The organism is Synechococcus sp. CS-205 (assembly GCF_025128255.1).
In the GTDB taxonomy this organism is placed as follows: domain Bacteria; phylum Cyanobacteriota; class Cyanobacteriia; order PCC-6307; family Cyanobiaceae; genus Regnicoccus_A.
In genome coordinates, this window is sequence record NZ_JAHLZB010000020.1 from 1 (window position 1) to 16,331 (window position 16,331).

General features: G+C 69.9%; 20 protein-coding genes and 1 pseudogene. 11 read left to right on the plus strand and 10 right to left on the minus strand.

Annotated features, from left to right (window positions below):
• Nucleotides 1-390, minus strand: a pseudogene (locus tag KQ297_RS04300) (photosystem II D2 protein (photosystem q(a) protein)); the annotation flags it as partial.
• 233 nt (nt 391-623) lie between these two features.
• Here KQ297_RS04300 and KQ297_RS04305 point away from each other — a divergent pair.
• Together KQ297_RS04305 and KQ297_RS04310 are read left to right on the plus strand one after the other, a co-directional pair.
• The gene (locus tag KQ297_RS04305; RefSeq protein ID WP_259738335.1) at nt 624-1,217 is read left to right on the plus strand and encodes a photosystem I assembly protein Ycf4; all 594 of its coding nucleotides are present in this window, start codon (nt 624-626) and stop codon (nt 1,215-1,217) included.
• Between the two features lie 4 nt (nt 1,218-1,221).
• Entirely contained in the window at nt 1,222-1,932 is a 711-nt protein-coding gene (locus tag KQ297_RS04310; RefSeq protein ID WP_185467085.1) for a peptidylprolyl isomerase, read from the plus strand.
• An 11-nt stretch (nt 1,933-1,943) separates the two neighbouring features.
• Here the strand turns inward: KQ297_RS04310 and ilvN are convergent, their stop codons facing one another.
• Both ilvN and KQ297_RS04320 read right to left on the minus strand, forming a co-directional pair.
• Nucleotides 1,944-2,474, minus strand: coding sequence for an acetolactate synthase small subunit (ilvN, locus tag KQ297_RS04315; RefSeq protein ID WP_185467086.1), 531 nt, complete (start codon nt 2,472-2,474; stop codon nt 1,944-1,946).
• A gap of 37 nt (nt 2,475-2,511) precedes the next feature.
• Nucleotides 2,512-3,444 carry an alpha/beta fold hydrolase gene (locus tag KQ297_RS04320; RefSeq protein ID WP_259738336.1) on the minus strand — a complete coding sequence of 311 codons (933 nt, stop codon included), beginning with the start codon at nt 3,442-3,444 and terminating at the stop codon, nt 2,512-2,514.
• 52 nt (nt 3,445-3,496) lie between these two features.
• Between KQ297_RS04320 and KQ297_RS04325 the strand changes: the two genes are divergently transcribed.
• From KQ297_RS04325 to KQ297_RS04340, 4 genes are all read left to right on the plus strand, one after another.
• The gene (locus KQ297_RS04325) at nt 3,497-4,591 is read left to right on the plus strand and encodes a N2,N2-dimethylguanosine tRNA methyltransferase (RefSeq protein WP_259738337.1); all 1,095 of its coding nucleotides are present in this window, start codon (nt 3,497-3,499) and stop codon (nt 4,589-4,591) included.
• Between the two features lie 17 nt (nt 4,592-4,608).
• Entirely contained in the window at nt 4,609-4,707 is a 99-nt protein-coding gene (gene petM / locus KQ297_RS04330) for a cytochrome b6-f complex subunit PetM (RefSeq protein ID WP_094556680.1), read from the plus strand.
• An 87-nt stretch (nt 4,708-4,794) separates the two neighbouring features.
• Complete coding sequence (locus tag KQ297_RS04335; RefSeq protein WP_259738338.1) at nt 4,795-5,757, plus strand: NAD(P)H-binding protein; 963 nt, start codon at nt 4,795-4,797, stop codon at nt 5,755-5,757.
• A gap of 48 nt (nt 5,758-5,805) precedes the next feature.
• A complete protein-coding gene (locus tag KQ297_RS04340; protein ID WP_185467088.1) occupies nt 5,806-6,021 on the plus strand; it encodes a hypothetical protein in 216 nt (71 codons plus the stop codon).
• Here KQ297_RS04340 and KQ297_RS04345 read toward each other — a convergent pair.
• Entirely contained in the window at nt 6,011-6,655 is a 645-nt protein-coding gene (locus tag KQ297_RS04345) for a pseudouridine synthase (RefSeq protein ID WP_259738339.1), read from the minus strand. The two genes, KQ297_RS04340 and KQ297_RS04345, sit on opposite strands and share 11 nt — an antisense overlap.
• Nucleotides 6,656-6,825: 170 nt before the next feature.
• On the opposite strand from KQ297_RS04345, the gene infA reads away from it, so the two are divergent.
• Nucleotides 6,826-7,095, plus strand: a complete 270-nt coding sequence (infA, locus tag KQ297_RS04350) for a translation initiation factor IF-1 (protein ID WP_006171764.1) — start codon at nt 6,826-6,828, stop codon at nt 7,093-7,095.
• A 32-nt stretch (nt 7,096-7,127) separates the two neighbouring features.
• Here the strand turns inward: infA and trxB are convergent, their stop codons facing one another.
• The 3 genes from trxB to KQ297_RS04365 all read right to left on the minus strand — a co-directional run bounded on the left by trxB (nt 7,128) and on the right by KQ297_RS04365 (nt 10,474).
• Nucleotides 7,128-8,528 (minus strand): thioredoxin-disulfide reductase, encoded by a 1,401-nt coding sequence (gene trxB, locus KQ297_RS04355; protein WP_259738340.1) that lies wholly within the window; start codon nt 8,526-8,528, stop codon nt 7,128-7,130.
• Nucleotides 8,529-8,662: 134 nt separating this feature from the next.
• A complete protein-coding gene (locus tag KQ297_RS04360) occupies nt 8,663-8,881 on the minus strand; it encodes a hypothetical protein (RefSeq protein ID WP_259738341.1) in 219 nt (72 codons plus the stop codon).
• 132 nt (nt 8,882-9,013) lie between these two features.
• Entirely contained in the window at nt 9,014-10,474 is a 1,461-nt protein-coding gene (locus tag KQ297_RS04365) for a DEAD/DEAH box helicase (RefSeq protein WP_259738342.1), read from the minus strand.
• Nucleotides 10,475-10,604: 130 nt separating this feature from the next.
• Between KQ297_RS04365 and KQ297_RS04370 the strand changes: the two genes are divergently transcribed.
• The 3 genes from KQ297_RS04370 to KQ297_RS04380 are packed head-to-tail and all read left to right on the plus strand — an operon-like array spanning nt 10,605 to nt 12,522.
• Nucleotides 10,605-10,781 (plus strand): hypothetical protein, encoded by a 177-nt coding sequence (locus KQ297_RS04370; RefSeq protein WP_185467093.1) that lies wholly within the window; start codon nt 10,605-10,607, stop codon nt 10,779-10,781.
• A 5-nt stretch (nt 10,782-10,786) separates the two neighbouring features.
• Nucleotides 10,787-11,506 carry an SDR family oxidoreductase gene (locus KQ297_RS04375; protein ID WP_259738343.1) on the plus strand — a complete coding sequence of 240 codons (720 nt, stop codon included), beginning with the start codon at nt 10,787-10,789 and terminating at the stop codon, nt 11,504-11,506.
• Nucleotides 11,503-12,522: a YheT family hydrolase gene (locus tag KQ297_RS04380; protein WP_259738344.1), complete on the plus strand. Its 1,020-nt coding sequence runs from the start codon at nt 11,503-11,505 to the stop codon at nt 12,520-12,522. The genes KQ297_RS04375 and KQ297_RS04380 overlap by 4 nt, the downstream gene beginning before the upstream one ends.
• Here KQ297_RS04380 and KQ297_RS04385 read toward each other — a convergent pair.
• Together KQ297_RS04385 and KQ297_RS04390 are read right to left on the minus strand one after the other, a co-directional pair.
• Complete coding sequence (locus KQ297_RS04385) at nt 12,474-12,836, minus strand: ferredoxin (protein WP_259738345.1); 363 nt, start codon at nt 12,834-12,836, stop codon at nt 12,474-12,476. The genes KQ297_RS04380 and KQ297_RS04385 overlap by 49 nt on opposite strands.
• 10 nt (nt 12,837-12,846) lie before the next feature.
• Complete coding sequence (locus KQ297_RS04390; RefSeq protein WP_259738346.1) at nt 12,847-14,088, minus strand: 1-deoxy-D-xylulose-5-phosphate reductoisomerase; 1,242 nt, start codon at nt 14,086-14,088, stop codon at nt 12,847-12,849.
• 96 nt (nt 14,089-14,184) lie between these two features.
• Between KQ297_RS04390 and KQ297_RS04395 the strand changes: the two genes are divergently transcribed.
• Nucleotides 14,185-14,427 carry a hypothetical protein gene (locus KQ297_RS04395; protein ID WP_259738347.1) on the plus strand — a complete coding sequence of 81 codons (243 nt, stop codon included), beginning with the start codon at nt 14,185-14,187 and terminating at the stop codon, nt 14,425-14,427.
• A 2-nt stretch (nt 14,428-14,429) separates the two neighbouring features.
• Here KQ297_RS04395 and cysS read toward each other — a convergent pair whose 3' ends face one another.
• Entirely contained in the window at nt 14,430-15,908 is a 1,479-nt protein-coding gene (cysS, locus tag KQ297_RS04400) for a cysteine--tRNA ligase (protein WP_259738348.1), read from the minus strand.
• Nucleotides 15,909-16,331: the final 423 nt, after the last annotated feature.

Consider the following 16,331-nt stretch of genomic DNA (forward strand, 5'->3'; position numbering starts at 1 on the left):
GAACTGACGCAGCATGAAGCCGATCAGGGCGAAGGCGCCGTGCAGGGCCACGAAGGGCCAGAGGCCACCGAGCTGGATCCAGCGCACGAAGTCGCCCTGGGCCTCGGGGCCCCAGAGCAGCAGCAGGCTGTGACCCATGGCGTCAGCGGGGGTGCTGACGGCGGCGGTGAGGAAGTTGCAACCCTCCAGGTAGGAACTGGCAATGCCGTGGGTGTACCAGGAGGTGGCGAAGGTGGTGCCGGTCAGCCAGCCGCCCAGCGCCAGGTAGGCGGTGGGGAACAGCAGCAGACCGGACCACCCGACAAAAACAAAGCGGTCACGCTTCAGCCAGTCATCGAGGACGTCGAACCATCCCCGTGCGGCAGGCGCGCGCCCTAAAGCGATCGTCATGGGTTGAAACGGTGCGGAAATCCCGCTTGGCTTTGGGATACCGGGCGATGGTAACAATGTTCACGGGCAGCGCGAGCAAGCCCGCAACGGGCTGACATTGCCTGTCGCGGCAGGGTTTTTAGGTATTTCTTCCATTTGCTCCCGCCCCCTGCGCCGCAGGCTGGGGTGATCGGCCCGCCGCACCCTCCCCGGCGACGGCCAAGATGACGGTCCATCGCCTCCCCGCCGCCCCCATGGCCCCGGCTTCCCCTTCGGCCGCTCCAGCGCCGCGTCCAGCGGCCAACGACAACGCCCGCGCCTCCCTGCTCGAGCAGACGGTCCAGGGCTCCCGCCGCCTCTCCAACTACGTGGTGGCCTCCGCGGTCAGCCTGGGAGGGGTCGGCTTCCTGCTCACCAGCCTCTCCAGCCGCCTCGGTCTCGACCTGCTGCCCCTGGGCCATCCGGCCGAACTCGAGTGGGTTCCCCAGGGACTGGTGATGGGGGCCTATGGAACCGCCGGCGTGCTGCTGGCCACCTACCTCTGGGCGGTGATCGCACTGGATGTGGGGGCCGGCAGCAACCGCTTCGACAAGGAGAGCAACCTGGCCAGCATCACCCGCCGCGGCTTCCGTCAGAAGATCGACGTGGAGATCCCCCTGCGTGAGGTCCTGGCGGTGAAGGTCGACGTGCGCGACGGCCTCAACCCCCGTCGCCGCCTGGCGCTGCGCCTGCAGGGCCGCCGCGACCTGCCCCTGACCCGGGTGGGAGAGCCCCTGCCCCTGGCCGAGCTCGAGCGCAGCGGCGCTGAGCTGGCCCGCTTCCTCAAAGTTCCCCTGGAGGGGGTCTGATCCGATGACGATGCGCCTCAGCCGTCTTCTGCTTCTTGGTGTGCTGCTGCTCACCCCTTTCGGCCTCGGAGCCTGCGCTGCCGATGCCCCCCGTAGTCCCCTGGGCTGCGCGGCCCCTGGAGCGGCCTGCCTGAGCGGCAAGGCTCTGGTGTCACTCAAGACCAGCCGCGGGGATGTGGAGGTGGAGCTGATCGGTGATGCCGCGCCGCTCACGGCCGGAAACTTCGTCGATCTGGTGCGCCGCGGCGCCTACAACAACACCGTGTTCCACCGGGTGGTGAACGAGCCCACCCCGTTCGTGGTGCAGGGGGGCGATCCCCAGAGCGCCGACCCGAAGGTGCCGTCCAATCTCTATGGCACCGGCAGCTTCGTGGATCCGGCCACCGACCAGCCCAGGCTGATCCCCCTGGAACTGGCGATCGAAGGTGAGCCCGAGCCCCGCTACGGCGCCGAGGTACTGGATCCGGCCGAGAGCCTCCAGCTCAGGCTCAAGCACGACCGCGGGGCCCTGGCCATGGCCCGCTCGGCCGATCCCAATTCCGCCAGCGCGCAGTTCTACATCGCCCTCAAGCCCCTCACCGAGCTCGATGGGCGCTACGCGGTGTTCGGCCGTGTGGTGAAGGGGATGGAGGTGGTCGACAAGATCAAGCAGGGCGACCGCCTGATCAAGGCCACGCTGGTGGAGGGGGGCACCCTGGTGAAGGGCGAGCCCTGAGCTGGGCCGGCTCAGGCGGGCACGCGCTTGTCGGAGGCGGTGACCTTGAGCAGAGCGGTGTTCACGCCCGAGGCCCGCTCCAGGGTCACCTTGCCGGTGCGGGCGATCTCGAGGATGCCGAAGCTCTCGAGAATCTGCTCGAGGGCCACCAGTTTTCCCGGATCGCCCACCACCTCCAGGATCAGGGCGTTGTCGGCCACGTCGACCACCTTGGCGCGGAAGACTTCGACCAGATCGAGAATCGCCGCCCTGTTCTCCGGCGGCGCCGACACCTTCAGGAGCATCAGTTCCCGCTCCACCGCGGGAATGCGGGTGAGGTCGATCACATTGAGCACATTGATCAGCTTGTTGAGCTGCTTGACCATCTGCTCGAGGGTGCGATCGTCACCCTCCACCACCATGGTGAGCCGGGAGTGGCCGCGCTGCTCGGCCGGCCCCACCGCCAGGCTGTCGATGTTGAAGCCACGGCGGGCGAACAGCCCGGAGATGCGGCTGAGGGCGCCGGATTCGTCCTGCACCAGCACCGAGAGGGTGTGTTTCATGGCCGGGGCGGCGCTCGACGGGCATCAAGGTCCCAAATTACGTGCCGGCCTCCTGAAGCCCCTCCAGCCAGGGCAGCAGCAGGGCCTCGAAAGCCTCGGGGGCCTCATCGTGGGGGCAATGGCCGACCCCTGACAGCCTCTCCAGCCGTAGTTCCGGCCTGAGGCTCGCGATCAGCTCCGCCACTTCGATCGGCACCAGGCGGTCGGCCTCGCCCCAGATCAGCAGCAGGGGCTGCACCAGGCGCGCCAGCAGCGCCTCGGCCGTGGCCCCCCGCGGGCGCAGGGCCATGCCGATGCTCATCCCGCGCAGGGCCCAGGCCGCGGTCGGTCGCCGGGCCGGACGGGCGAACAGCCGGCGCAGCTCCCCGTCGCCGAGCACCGGCTGGTTGTAGGCCGACTGCAGACCCAGGTCGAGCAGGGGGGTGCGGGCGATCAGGGGCACCAGCAGCTCCAGGGGCAGCAGCCTGCACAGCAGGTGCACCACCAGCCGCTGCAGCCGCCGCCGCCAGGGGGGCCGCCGCCGGGGTATGGCCATCACCAGGCTGGGATCCGGCAGGGGCACAGCGGCCACCGCCCGCACCCACTCCGGGCTGAACACCGCCGCGCTCAGGGCCACCAGCCCCCCCAGGGAGTGACCGAGCAGCACGGCGGGTCGTTGCACCACCTGCTGCAGGAAGGCGGCGCTCTGGCGGGCCCAGAGGCGGTTGTCGAGGTGCAGGGCCGGCTGGTCGGAGCCGCCGAAGCCGATCAGATCCAGGCCGTAGACGCACCAGCCCGCCGCCGCCAGCCCGGCCACGTTGTGGCGCCAGTGACCGCTGCTGGCGGCGAAGCCATGGAGCAGCAGCAGGGGGGGATCGCTGGGGTCGCCGAGCACGCGCCAGTGGCAGGCCAGGCCCCGCCAGTGCCAGGTGCCGTGCAGGCCCCAGTCGATGCCATCCCCTGCGACAGGCTGGGCTGGAGCTGTCAACACCGGAGCCTGAGCCACGCCGAACGACCCTCACTATTGCGAAGGAGCGGCCCGGATGCGGCTGGGGGAGGGCTTCTTCCGGGCCGACTCGCGCCCGGCCAGGGATCTGGGGGTGCTGCTGGCCCGCCGGCTGGCGGGCCAGGGGCCCCTGGAGGTGCTGGATCTGATGGCGGGTTGCGGGGTGCGCTCCCTGCGCTATGGCCTCGAGGCCGGGGCGGCTGCGGTCTGGGCCAACGATGCCGACTCGGAGCGGCTGCCGGTGCTGCGCACCAACCTGGAGCCTCTGCGGGGGCGCCTGGCGCTGCGGCTGAGTGCCCTGACCGCCCAGAAGCTGCTGGCCGCCTGCCTGCTGCGCGATCAGCGCTTCGACCTGGTGGACCTCGATGCCTTCGGCTGTCCCGGGGCCCTGGTGCCCCGGGCCCTGGAGGCCGTCCGCTTCGGCGGGGTGCTCTATCTGGCCAGCACCGACGGCCGCTCCCCCACCGGCCACGACCGGACGGCGGCCCTGCGCTCGTTGGGGGCGGCCGCCCGGGCCCATCCGGCCAGCTGGGAGCTGGCCCTGCGCCTTCAGCTCGGGGTCCTGGCCCGTTCCGCCTGGTCCCTGGGCCGGGGCCTGCGGCCGCTGCTGAACGTCAGTGATGGCCGCACCTTCCGCACGGCCGTCCAGGTGCTGCGCAGCCCGGGGGTGCTGGAGGAGGACCAGCTCGGCCTGCTGGCCCACTGCCACGGCTGCGGTGATCAGCAGGTGCAGAGCCTGCGCCGTCTGCGCCGCTGGCAGCCCTGCGGCTGCGCCGCCCCGCCGCCCCTGGCGGTGAGCGGTCCGCTCTGGATCGGCCCGCTGCAGGATCCGGCCTGGTTGGAGGGCCTGATCCACCTCGCCGCGGAAGGCCATGTGGGGGAGCAGGCACGGCGGTGGCTCAGCGGCCTGGCCGCCGACAGCGCCGACGGCGCCAGGGTCTGGCCGATGGCGGAGATCGCGCGGCGATCACCCGGTGGCACGGTGCGCCTGCGGAGGCTGGTGGAGCGGTTGCGCCTGGCGGGCTGGAGCGCGAGCGCCAGTGGCGTGATGCCGGGCCAGCTGCGCAGCTCAGCCCCCTGGCAGCAGGTGCTGGAGTTGGCCGCCGCGGGGGATGGGACGCTAGATAGGTAGCCGTTCTCGCCTCGCCCATGGCCTCGGAAATCTTCTTCACGGCTGCGATCTTCTGGGTGCTGATCCCCGTCGGTCTGGTGGGCGGCGCGCTGCTGCTCAAGCTGCAGAAAGACTGAGCCGGCATCCATGGAGCCCGGAGCCTGCCTGGGGCGCGCCGCCGACAGGCGCACCTCTAGGCTCAGCCCCTTCTAATCGGGTGCTTCATGCAGGTTCTGGTCGTTGGCGGCACCGGCACCCTTGGTCGCCAGATTGCCCGCCGTGCCCTCGATCAGGGCCATCAGGTGCGTTGCATGGTGCGCTCACCGCGCAAGGCGGCCTTTCTGCAGGAGTGGGGCTGTGAGCTCACCCGCGGTGATCTGCTCGAGCCCGAAAGCCTTGCCTACGCCCTCGAGGGGCAGGAGGCCATCATCGATGCGGCCACGGCCCGGCCCACCGACAGCGCCGGCATCTACCGGATCGACTGGGACGGCAAGCTCAACCTGCTCCGGGCCTGTGAGAAGGCCGAGGTGAAGCGCGTCGTGTTCGTCTCGTTGCTGGAGGCCGAGCGCCACCGGCAAGTGCCGTTGATGGACATCAAGTACTGCACCGAACAGCTGCTGATCAGCTCCGACCTCGATTACACGATCCTGCGCTGTGTGGCCTTCATGCAGGGGGTGATCGGTCAGTTCGCCATTCCCGTGCTCGAGGGCCAGACCGTGTGGGTGAGCGGCACCCCCACCCCGATCGCCTACATGAACACCCAGGACGTGGCCCGCTTTGCCGTGGCGGCCCTCGGCCAGGCCGCCACCGTGCGCCAGGCGTTCCCGGTGGTGGGTCCGAGGGCGTGGAACACCGGGGAGGTCACCCAGCTGTGCGAGCGCTACAGCGGCAAGCCGGCGCGGGTGTTCCGGGTGCGGCCGTTCCTGATCCGGATGATGCAGGGGTTGGCCTCCTTCTTCGAACCCGGTGTCACGGTGGCCGAACGGCTGGCCTTCGCTGAGGTCACCGGTGGCGGGCAGCCGCTGGATGCGCCGATGGAGGAGAGCTATGCGGCCTTCGGGCTGGATGCGGCTGAAACCACCCGCCTGGAGGACTACCTCAAGGAGTACTACGACACGATCCTGCGCCGCTTGCGCGAGCTCGATGCCGACCTCGACAAGGAGGGCAAGAAGAAGCTGCCGTTCTGAGCTGCTGGCAGTTCTTTTGTACCATCGGTTGTCGCTTCCGCTTCGGCCATGTCCATTGCCCAGATCAAGAACCTGCAGCGCCGGCTCGCCAATCTGGAGCAGGAGGCCACCGCTGAGCTGAACCGCGCCTGCGGCCATGAGCTCTGGATGAGCCTGGGGTTCGATGCCCTCGACAGCCTCGAGGAGGCCGACCGGCGCGCGAGGGCGAACTACTACTACGGCCAGCTTCAGACCGTGCGCGAACTGCAGCAGGTCATCGGCTGAGCCCCCCGCCAAGTCGGCTCAGGCGCTGCTGCTCGGCGCTGGTCACCGGCCGCCATTGGCCGGGCGCCAGCCCAGCGAGGCTGAGGGGTGGTCCCCCATCCATCAGGTCGATCGCCACGCGCAGCAGCCGCAGGGTGGGCAGCCCCACGGCTGCGGTCATGCGACGCACCTGGCGGTTGCGACCCTCCCGCAGCCCCAGCTCCAGCCAGGCGGTGGGGATCGAGCGGCGCTGACGAATCGGCGGCATCCGCTCCGGCAGCCCCGGGTCCTCCAGGGCGATGGCCTGGGCCCTGAGGGTGCGCCGCCCCTGCACCATCACCCCCTCCCGCAGCTGCTGCAGCGCCGGTTCAGACGGGGTGCCCTCCACCTGGACCCAGTAGCGGCGCCAGTGGCCCCAGCGGGGGTCGGTGAGCCGTTGCTGCAGCCGTCCATCGCCGGTGAGCAGCAGCAGGCCTTCGCTGTCGGCATCGAGCCGGCCGGCGGCGTAAACCCCGGGCACGGGCACCAGCGGGGCCAGGGTCGACCAGGCGCTGTGCGCTTCCGGGCTGAACTGGCTGAGCACCCCATAGGGCTTGTGCAGCAGCAGGGTGGTCGGGGCTGGCTGGCCCCTGGTTGCAGGATCAGAGCCTGCCATCGCTGCGGCGGGCTTTCCAGAGGTTCACCACCCCGATCGAGATCAGCAACAGGCCCAGATCAAGGGTCAGCGGTGGAACGACCAAGGGGTAACCGGTAAGGCCCCAGACCCTAGGGCTGCAGGGTGCCAATTTAGGGTGGAGTGATGTTTGCATCGAGCCACGGCAGCGCATGATCGAAACCTCGGGAGTGATCGAGAAGGAGCAGGGGAACGGGTTCTACCTGGTCACCCTCGATCAGCCCTCCGGGCACCAGTGCCTCTGCCGCGCCGCCGGCAAGCTCACCAAGTTCCGCATCAAGCTGCTCGCCGGCGACAAGGTCCTGGTGGAGATCAGCCCCTACGACCTCACCCGTGGCCGGATCACCTACCGGGAACGCAATGCCGGTGCCACCGGCCCACGGCCCGGCGGCAACCGCCCCGGAGGACCGAGGCGGCGCTGATCCGCTGATCTCCAGGGGCGCCGGGCCGTGGCTCAGGCCACCGGCACTGGCAGGAGCGCTTCGATCGCGGCCTTGAACTCGCTGCGCTGCTTCACGCCACGCCACTGCTGACGCAGCTGCTTGGCGTGGAAGAGCTGCACGGTGGGCGTGCCGTTGACGCCGGCCTGGCTGGCGATCTCCTGTTCAGCCTCAATGTCGATCTCCACCCCCTGGGCGGCACCGCCGAGCTCCTGGAGCACCCGCTTGAGCTGGGGCTTGAGCACGTGGCAGGGGCCGCAGCTGGGGGAGGTGTAGACCACCAGCAGCGGCCTGTCGCTGTCGTGGTAGAGCTTGCGCAAGGCGTAGCCCCCTTTCTGCCAGAGGGCGGCGGGGTCGTAGTTGTCGGCGTCGCTCACGGCGGTGTGGACGGGCTCCCCGCTCGGCTCCGGCTCCACGCTGGTGCGCCTGACCGTGGTGGCCAGGCCGTGGTGGGTGAGCCAGCGCTCGGCGGCCAGGGCCGCCTGACAGCCGCTGCCGGCGGCGGTCACCCCCTGGCGCCACTGGGCGTCGGCCACATCGCCGGCGGCGAACACCCCCTCGAGGCTGGTGTCGGGCTGCCCGGGGGAGGTGACCAGATAACCCTTGGCATCCACGGCCAGCTGATCGCGCACCAGCCGGGTGTTGGGGGTGTGGCCGATGGCATAGAACAATCCCCGCACCGGTAGTTCCTGGGTGCTGCTGTCGTCGGGATTGCGCAGGGTGAGGGCCTCCAGCCAGCCGTTGCCCGAGACGTCAGCCACCTCCCGCTGCCAGTGCACGCTGATGGCGGGGTTGGCGAGCACCCGGTCGGCCATGGCCCCGCTGGCGCGCAGGCTGTCACGGCGCACGATCAGGTGGACGTGACTGCCGTATTTGGTGAGATACACCGCTTCCTCACAGGCGGAATCCCCCCCGCCGACCACCGCCAGCTGCTCGTTGCGGAACTGGGGGGTGGCCCCGTCGCAGATGGCGCAGGCGCTGATCCCCTGGCTCCAGAACTGTTGCTCATGGGGCAGGCCGAGCCGGTTGGCGCTGGCGCCCGTGGCCAGGATCACCGCCTGGGTCTGGATCGTCTGTCCGTCGGCCCTGACCCGGTAGGGGCGCTGCGAGAGATCGATCGCTTCGGCATCGGCCTCCACCAGGCGGGTGCCCCAGCGCACGGCCTGGGCCTTCATGCGGTCCATCAGGTCGGGGCCGAGGATGCCATCGGGGAAGCCCGGAAAGTTCTCCACATGGGTGGTGGTCATCAGCTGACCGCCGGGGATGCCGCCGTCCTGGAAGCCGGTGATCAGCACGGGATTGAGGTTGGCCCGGGCCGCATAGATGGCGGCGGTGTAACCGGCGGGGCCGGAGCCCACGATCACCAGGTTCTCCACCGCGGCCACGTCTGCGCGGGGGTCGGCGGAAGCGCTCATCGGATCCAAGGCGGACTGAGTATGAGTTGACCTTAGGCCACGGAGCGTTGAAGAAATGAGACAGGCGCGGGCTGGGGCTCAGGCTTCTTAAGGATTGCTTTAGGTTTGGATTCGGTTTCGGCCCTGGCCTCGCCTCATTCCGCCATGTCCAGTGCGCTCAGCCCGCGTCCCCGGGGCATCAGCAAGGGGTCGAGCAGCTGCGGGTGCAGGTCGTGGCAGAGGATCCATTCGCGGAATTCCTCGGTGATCGCAAAGCTTTCCTCGAAGCGTTCCTGACGGTCGAGTTCAGCGATGCGGGCCATGGCCCAGCTCGCCAGGGCGGTGAGTTGGCGATGGGGAGAAGGCTTGGACATGATCCATCTCCAGGTGCGCACCACGTTGGATGGCCACTAGGTCATCCGTGGTGTGGATTTGCAGATGTTCGCACTCTCTTCGTTTTTGCGGTGTAACCGACGCCACTGCATCGGCTGCTTCGCCGCGGGGATTCAGGCGGTCCGGCTGTCAAGGAATCCTGGCAATTGGGGTCCGCGCAGGCGGATCACCTCCCCGGCCCCATCCCGCAGGGCCTCCAGCGGCAGCTGCCCTGCCGGGACGCCGCCTGCGGCCGGCTCGGCATCCGGCAGGGTTCTGGGCCGGATCACGTAGGGATCGGCCACCGACCAGCTGCGGGCATAGCCCATCAGCAGTGGATCAGCCGGCGCATACACATAGGAGGGCCGGCGCGGCACGGGCTCCAGGGCGGCCCGGCCGGGATCGACGCGCACGGCCCGGGTGATCCCCTGCAGGAAGCGGCTGCGGGTCACCACCGTGCTCAGGTAGGCCACCACCCGCAGCCGTGGGGCGTCGAATCCTTCGGCGCACATGTCGATGCTCACCAGCCAGTCGGCCTCCCCAGCCCGGAAGGCCCGCAGGTGCGAGGCCGACTCCGGGTCCTGGGAATGCACCAGCCGCACCCGATCCCCCTCCTCCTCCAGCAGGCTGCTCAGCCCCCTGGCATGGGCGATGTCGCGGGCGATCACCAGACCGCCCGCCTGGGGATGGTCGTCGTCGCGCAGGCGGGCCAGGCGCTTGCGGGCGTTGAGCAGGATCCTCAGGGCGATGCTGCTACGATCGCCGAGCCGGATGGCGCGGCGCAGGTTGCGGGCCCGCCAGCTCTCGCGCGTTTCCAGCGACAACGGAGAACGTTCCAGGGCGCTCTCCGCCTCGTTCTCGCCATGGCCGTGGTCCACCCAGCCATCCTGGAAGCGGAACTCCAGCGGCCTGACATCACCCGCCACGATCAAGCGGCGGGGCTCGACGCTGAGGTCGGGCTCGATCTGCTCGATCAGCACCCCGTCCTGCCGCCTGGGGACGCGCCGGGCGGCGCAGAAGGCCAGGTTGTCGGCCCGGAAGGGTGTGCCACTCAATCCCAGCCGCAGGGCGTGCCCGCGGCTGAGTTCGCTGAAGGCATGGCCCCAGGCGGTGGCCTCCGGCTCCTCGGGATCGAGGCCGAGGTGATGCACCTCGTCGGCCACCGTGAGGGCCTGGCCGGGAAGGAAACGAGCCAGCTCCTGCTGCAGCCGCAGCCGGTGCCGGGCGGCGCTCTGGTAGCTGAGCAGCAGTCCCTGGACCTGCTCCGGGGCCAGCGACGGATCCCACTCGCGCAGCTCGATCCCCAGGCTGCGGGCCGAGTCGCGCCACTGGGCGGCGATCGAACTGCGGTGGCAGAACACGAGCAGATGGCTGAGCCGGCCCTCGCGCAGGAGGGCCTGGAAGCCCAGCAGCGCGCCGAAGGTCTTGCCCGCCCCGGGGCCGGCATGGACCAGCACGTCCTGGCCGTCGGGGCCCGGGACCTCCAGGCGACGGCGCAGCAGCTGGATCAGCTGCGACTGCCACTGGCGTGGCCGCAGCTGCAGGCCGGGAGCGCCCAGATCAAAGGAGGGCCTGCCGCTGGCGGTGGTGTCCATGGCAGCGGCGACCGCAGAGGTGGCGTCATTGTGCGCGCACTCCAGCGAAGATGAGTGTTTGTGATCAGGGCACCCGCCGGGATTGTCCCTAACTTCCGGACATCTCATCTGTCCTCGCCCCCTTTCACCGTTGGACAACCCGCGACCCACCAGCCGATTCCAGCCCGGGTCCCGTGACCATCTGGAGGACTGCTACGGCCAGGAGTGCGACATCGATCCCCTGATCCTGCGGGTGCGCCAGCTGCGCCATCGGGGGGAGTATCCCCAGGCCCGTTGCCTAGAACAGGAACTGTTGCCCCTGCTCTGAGTTCCGTGCCCTCCACGTCCATCTCCACCGGCTCGGCCGCCGGGCCGGCGCCCTGCCTGGCCGTGAGCGGTGCTTCCGGCAAGACCGGCTGGCGTGTCGTCCAGGAGGCTCTGGGCAGGGGGTACCGGGTGAGGGCCCTGTTGCGACCGGGATCCCAGGTCCCCGAGGGGCTGCAGGGGGCGGAGCTGATCCGCCTGGAGCTGACTGATCAGGCGGCCCTGGAGCGGGCCCTGGCGGGCACGGTGGCTCTGGTGATCGCCACCGGTGCCCGCCCTTCGGTGGATCTGGCCGGCCCCCTGAAGGTGGATGCGCTGGCGATCCGCCAGCAGTGTGCCGCCTGCCACGCGGCCGGGGTGAAGCGGGTGGTGCTGGTCAGCTCGCTCTGCAGCGGCCGCTGGTTCCACCCGCTCAACCTCTTCGGGCTGATCCTGGTCTGGAAACGGGTGGGGGAGCGCTGGCTGGAGGCCAGCGGCCTCGACTGGACCGTGGTGCGCCCCGGTGGCCTCAAGGAGACGGAGGACGACCTCGACGCCCAGGGCATCCGCTACAGCGGACCTGACCAGCAGGAGAGCAACAGCATTCCCCGCCGGCTGGTGGCCCGGGTCTGTCTGGAGGCGCTCGACGCGCCGGCCTCGATCGGACGGATCATCGAGGTCACCAGCGCCGCCGGTGTGGAGCCCCTCTCCCTGGAGCAGTGGTTGGCCAGTGATCCTCAGCCGGCATGAGCTCCGGGGCCCTGCTGGAGCGGCTGGGGCTGGAGCCGTTCCGGCCCCGCCCGCCCTGGTGGGGGCCAGATCTGCAGACCCTGCGCGACACGCTCCGCCCGGATGTGCTGCCCGAGCGCCCGGGCACACGCCTGGAACTGCCCCTTGGGCCCTCCAGCCAGGGGACAGGCGGCTCGCTGCTGGCCTGGCTCGATCCGCCCGCCCCGGAGGCGGGCTGCGGCAGGCCCAGGGCCCTGGTGGTGCTGCTGCACGGTCTGGGCGGCTCCAGCCAGGCGGAGGGGGTGCGGCGGCTGGGCTGGTGCCTGAACCGGGCCGGCCTGGCGGTGCTGCGCCTGAACATGCGCGGAGCGGGCGAAGGCCGGGCCCTGGCCAGCGGCACCTATGCAGCCCGCTGCAGCACGGATCTGGCGCCGGCCCTGGAGGAGGCCCGGCAGCTGGCGGCTGGTGGCCCCCTGCTGGCCGTCGGGCTCTCCCTGGGGGGGACGGTGCTGCTCAACGCGGTGCTGGATGGGGTGGCGGAGCTGGAGGGCCTGGTGCTGGTGAGCAGTCCGCTCGATCTGGCCCACTGCTCCGCCACCATCTCCAGCCCGCGCAACCGCTTCTATGAGCGCTGGCTGCTGGAGCGCCTGCGCCGGCAGACCCTCAACGATGCTCCCCAGCCCAGTGAGGAGCTGAGCCAGCGCCTGCGCCGGGTGGCCAGCATCCGGGCCTTCGATGCCCTGATCACGGCGCCCCGCTGGGGCTACCCCAGCGCGGAGGCCTACTACCGGCAGGCCAGCCCCCTGCCGCGGCTGCTGGCGCCGGAGCCCGGGCAGGCCGCTCTGCCCCCCACCCTGGTGGTGCAGGCCCTGGATGATCCCTGGGTGCCAGCCGCTGGCGCCCAGGCCCTAGGGCCGCCCCTGGAGGTGGTGCTCAGCCCCGGCGGCGGCCACAACGGCTTCCATGGCCCAAGCGGCTGCTGGTCTGATCAGTTGGTGCTGCGCTGGCTGGAGCAGCGGCTGGGGTCGAGGTCGTAGCGGGCCACGATCCACTCCTCGATCGGCCGTCCGCCGATCAGGTGGTCCTCCACGATCCGCTCGATCCGCTCCGGGCTCACGCCGCCGTAGGCGATCCCCTCCGGCCAGATCAGCAGGATCGGTCCGCCGGAGCAGATGCGCAGGCAGTCGGCCTTGGTGCGCAGCACCAGCCCCTCGGGGCGATCGGGCTGCTCCAGGCCCCGCTCCTTGATCAGCTGCTTGAGCCGGCTCCAGCTGGCGGCCCCCAGTTGCGGATCGCCGCAGAGGGCCTTGGTGGGGGTGGCGCAGAGCAGCAGATGACGCTGAACCTTCATGGCTGGATCGTCAGGCGGTCAGCAGGGTGGGCGAGGGGGTGGCGGCCAGCTCGCCGGTGGCCCGCCGGGCCCAGGCATCGATGGCCAGCACGTCGTCGAGGCTGGGGTTCTGCTGCAGATCGGAGCCGTGCCGCTCGCAGACGGCCTCGATCAGGCGGGGGATGTCGAGGAAGGTGATCCGCTCCTCGAGGAAGAGGGCCACGGCCTGTTCATTGGCGGCGTTGAGCACCGCCGGCATGGTGCCGCCGGCGCGACCGGCGGCGTAGGCCAGCCCCATGCAGGGGTACTTGGCCTGATCAGGCGCGCGGAAGGTGAGCTGGCCCACCTCGGTGAGATCCAGGCGCCGCCAGGGGGTCTCGAGCCGCTCGGGCCAGCTGAGGCAGTAGAGCAGCGGCAGGCGCATGTCGGGCCAGCCCAGCTGGGCCAGCACCGAGCTGTCGGCCAGCTCCACCATCGAGTGGATGATGCTCTGGGGATGGATGACGATCTCGATGTGGTCGTAGTCGAGCCCGAACAGGTAGTGGGCTTCGATCACCTCCAGGCCCTTGTTCATCAAGGTGGCCGAATCCACCGTGATCTTGCGGCCCATGCTCCAGTTGGGATGGCTGGTGGCATCGGCCACGGTGGCCTTGGCCAGGTCGGCGGCGGGCCAGTCGCGGAAGGCACCGCCGGAGGCGGTGAGCTGGATGCGCCGCAGCCCCGGGGTGGGCACACCGGTGGAGAGGCGGGCGGTGTCGGCCCAGGGGGTGCCCTGCAGGCACTGGAACAGGGCGGAGTGCTCGGAGTCGGCCGGCAGCAGCCGGCTGCCGCTGGCCTGCAGCGCCGGCAGCACCACCGGTCCGGCGGCGATCAGGGTTTCCTTGTTGGCCAGGGCCAGGTCCTTGCCGGCCCTGATGGCGGCGAGGGTGGGCAGCAGGCCGGCGCAGCCCACGATGCCCGTTACCACGAGCTCGGCGCTGCACCAGGCGGCGGCGGCGCAGAGCCCTTCGCCACCGCCCAGAAGCTCAGGCTGGCGCAGCGGGCGCTGGGAGGGATCCAGCGCCTGCAGGCGACGACGCAACTCCGGCACGTCCTCGGCGTCGGCCAGGGCCACCACCTCGGGCCCATGGCGACGGATCTGATCGATCAGCAGGTCGAGATTGCGCCCCGCCGTGAGCGCCACCACCCGGAAGCGTTCGGGGAACTCCTCCACGATCGCCAGGGTCTGGGTGCCGATCGACCCTGTGGAGCCGAGCACGCTGATCGCTTTCACCAGGCCATCCCTGCGACGGGCGCCAGTCTCCCACCGATCCCAGCGGCTCGGGCACACTGGCTCAGCAGGTGATCCACTTCTCCTCTGGCGGCCGCGATGCTCTGGCTCAAGCGTTGGAATTTCATCGAGCGGGCGCGGCTGGAGCGGGAGCTCTGGGATGCCTTCGAGGCCGGTGACGACATCGAGGAGAAGCTGGAGCGGCTGCGCAGCTCCCTGGCCGAAGCCACACCAGGCTCGCCGGCAGCGGCGGACAGCCGTTTCAGGCTGGAGGTGTGGGAGACCACCCGGGTCCGGATTCGCCGGATCGAAACGCTGATGCGTGATCAGGCGCCCCGCTGAGGTCAGCGCCGGATCCAGTCGGTGCTGCCGTCGGGGCGATCGATCAGCTCGATGCCCTCGGAGCGCAACCGGTCGCGGATGGCATCGGCATCGGGGTAGCGCTTCTCCTGCCGGGCGGTCAGCCGCTCGCTGATCAGGGCCTGAATCTGGCCAGGATCCGGTCCGTCGCCCGTTCCTGTTAGGGCCCCGGAGCCGGCCTCCTGCTTGAGGCCCAGTACGCCGCAGAGATCGCGCAGCAACTGCCAGCGCCCCTGCAGGCCTCGGTCCTCGTCGCTGGGCGCCGATCCCCGCTCCAGCCGCCGGGCCAGGGCCCGCAGGGGGCGGCCCAGCTCGAACAGCACCGCCAGGGCCGCCGAGGTGTTGAGGTCATCGTCCATGGCCGCGATGAAGGTGCCGCGGGCGCTCTGCAGGGCGGCATCCAGCTCGGGGGCTTCGGGGTCGGTGTCGGTGTCGTTCCAGGTGAGGGCCTCACGCAGGCTGGGCTTCTGTCCCAGCGCGAGGGCCTCGTTGAGGCCGTGCCAGCCGGCGGCGGCGGCTTCGAGGGCTTCGGCTGTGAAATCCAGGGGCTTGCGGTAGTGGGCCTGGAGCACGAAGAAGCGCAGCGTCATGGCCGAAACGCCGCTGGCGAGCAGGGCACGGATCGTGGTGAAGTTACCGAGGGATTTCGACATCTTCTCCCCATCCACATTCACCATGCCGTTGTGCAGCCAGTAATGGGCCAGGGGTTCACCGTTGGCCGCTTCCGACTGAGCGATTTCATTTTCATGGTGGGGGAAGATCAGGTCTGATCCCCCCAGGTGGATGTCGATGGTGGTGCCCAGTTCCTGACGCACCATCGCCGAGCATTCGATATGCCAGCCCGGGCGCCCGGGACCCCAGGGGGAGGGGAAGCTCGGCTCTCCTGGTTTGACCCCTTTCCAGAGGGCGAAATCGAAGGGATGACGCTTGCGGGTTTCCTCCTCGCTGTTGAGCCGGCCGCTGGCCCCCTCCTGCTGCTCGCTGAGGCTGCGACCACTCAATTTGCCGTAATCAGGCCGGCCCAGCACAGCAAAATAGACATCGCCATCGGCGGAATAGGCGGCGCCCGAGCCCTCCAGTTCGCCGATCATGGCGCGAATGCCCTCGAGGCATTGGGTCGCGCGGGGAACCTTGTCGGGCGGGAGAATGTTGAGGGCGGCCATGTCATCACGGAAGGCCGTGATGTTGCGTTCACTCACCGCTTCCATCGAGGAGTCCTCTTCGGCGGCTCGCCTGAGGATCTTGTCGTCGATGTCGGTGATGTTCTGAACGAAGGTGACCCGATAACCGCTCCAGATCAGGTAGCGGCGCAGCACATCCCAGACGATGTAACTGCGGGCATGGCCCAGGTGGCAGAGGTCGTAGACCGTGACCCCGCAGCAATAGATCGAAACCTCACCAGGAACGAGAGGCTGGAACGCCTCGGTGCGCCGGGTGAGGGTGTTGGTGAGCCGCAGGGTCAAGGTGGGCCGGCGCAGGGTGAGGGCACCGTAAGGGGTCAGGGAAAAGCCCTACCCTCAGCCGATCACCAGAGGCCGCGGACGGGAACGTCCTCGAACACGGGCTGGGCCACCTGGTAAGTGCAGGCTGGGTCGGAGGTCCTGAATCCCTGGGCCACCAGGGGATCCTTGATCACGCTGGCCTGGGTGATCGTGGCCGTGACGGCGCTGAGGGTGCGGGGCTTCAGGCAGCTGGGCAGGTCGGCAAGATCGGCGGCGAGGGCTGGAGCTGCCAGGGTGCCGAACGCGTACCCATTCAGGGGGCGAGATGCTGAGTCACAGCATTGTGGCTGCCATGGTCATCAAGCGAGGCAGCAGATCTGCTCTGCTGATACCTCCGGTGCCGGGAGCGCTGCTCAGTCGCTGGGCAGCAGTGAGGGCATCTCA

Coding starts and splice junctions, on each gene's coding strand:
- KQ297_RS04305 (WP_259738335.1), top strand. CDS start 624: ATGGCCCCGGCTTCCCCTTCGGCCGCTCCAGCGCCGCGTCCAGCGGCC.
- KQ297_RS04310 (WP_185467085.1), top strand. CDS start 1,222: ATGACGATGCGCCTCAGCCGTCTTCTGCTTCTTGGTGTGCTGCTGCTC.
- ilvN (WP_185467086.1), bottom strand. CDS start 2,474: ATGAAACACACCCTCTCGGTGCTGGTGCAGGACGAATCCGGCGCCCTC.
- KQ297_RS04325 (WP_259738337.1), top strand. CDS start 3,497: ATGCGGCTGGGGGAGGGCTTCTTCCGGGCCGACTCGCGCCCGGCCAGG.
- petM (WP_094556680.1), top strand. CDS start 4,609: ATGGCCTCGGAAATCTTCTTCACGGCTGCGATCTTCTGGGTGCTGATC.
- KQ297_RS04335 (WP_259738338.1), top strand. CDS start 4,795: ATGCAGGTTCTGGTCGTTGGCGGCACCGGCACCCTTGGTCGCCAGATT.
- KQ297_RS04340 (WP_185467088.1), top strand. CDS start 5,806: ATGTCCATTGCCCAGATCAAGAACCTGCAGCGCCGGCTCGCCAATCTG.
- KQ297_RS04345 (WP_259738339.1), bottom strand. CDS start 6,655: ATGGCAGGCTCTGATCCTGCAACCAGGGGCCAGCCAGCCCCGACCACC.
- infA (WP_006171764.1), top strand. CDS start 6,826: ATGATCGAAACCTCGGGAGTGATCGAGAAGGAGCAGGGGAACGGGTTC.
- trxB (WP_259738340.1), bottom strand. CDS start 8,528: ATGAGCGCTTCCGCCGACCCCCGCGCAGACGTGGCCGCGGTGGAGAAC.
- KQ297_RS04360 (WP_259738341.1), bottom strand. CDS start 8,881: ATGTCCAAGCCTTCTCCCCATCGCCAACTCACCGCCCTGGCGAGCTGG.
- KQ297_RS04365 (WP_259738342.1), bottom strand. CDS start 10,474: ATGGACACCACCGCCAGCGGCAGGCCCTCCTTTGATCTGGGCGCTCCC.
- KQ297_RS04380 (WP_259738344.1), top strand. CDS start 11,503: ATGAGCTCCGGGGCCCTGCTGGAGCGGCTGGGGCTGGAGCCGTTCCGG.
- KQ297_RS04385 (WP_259738345.1), bottom strand. CDS start 12,836: ATGAAGGTTCAGCGTCATCTGCTGCTCTGCGCCACCCCCACCAAGGCC.
- KQ297_RS04395 (WP_259738347.1), top strand. CDS start 14,185: ATGCTCTGGCTCAAGCGTTGGAATTTCATCGAGCGGGCGCGGCTGGAG.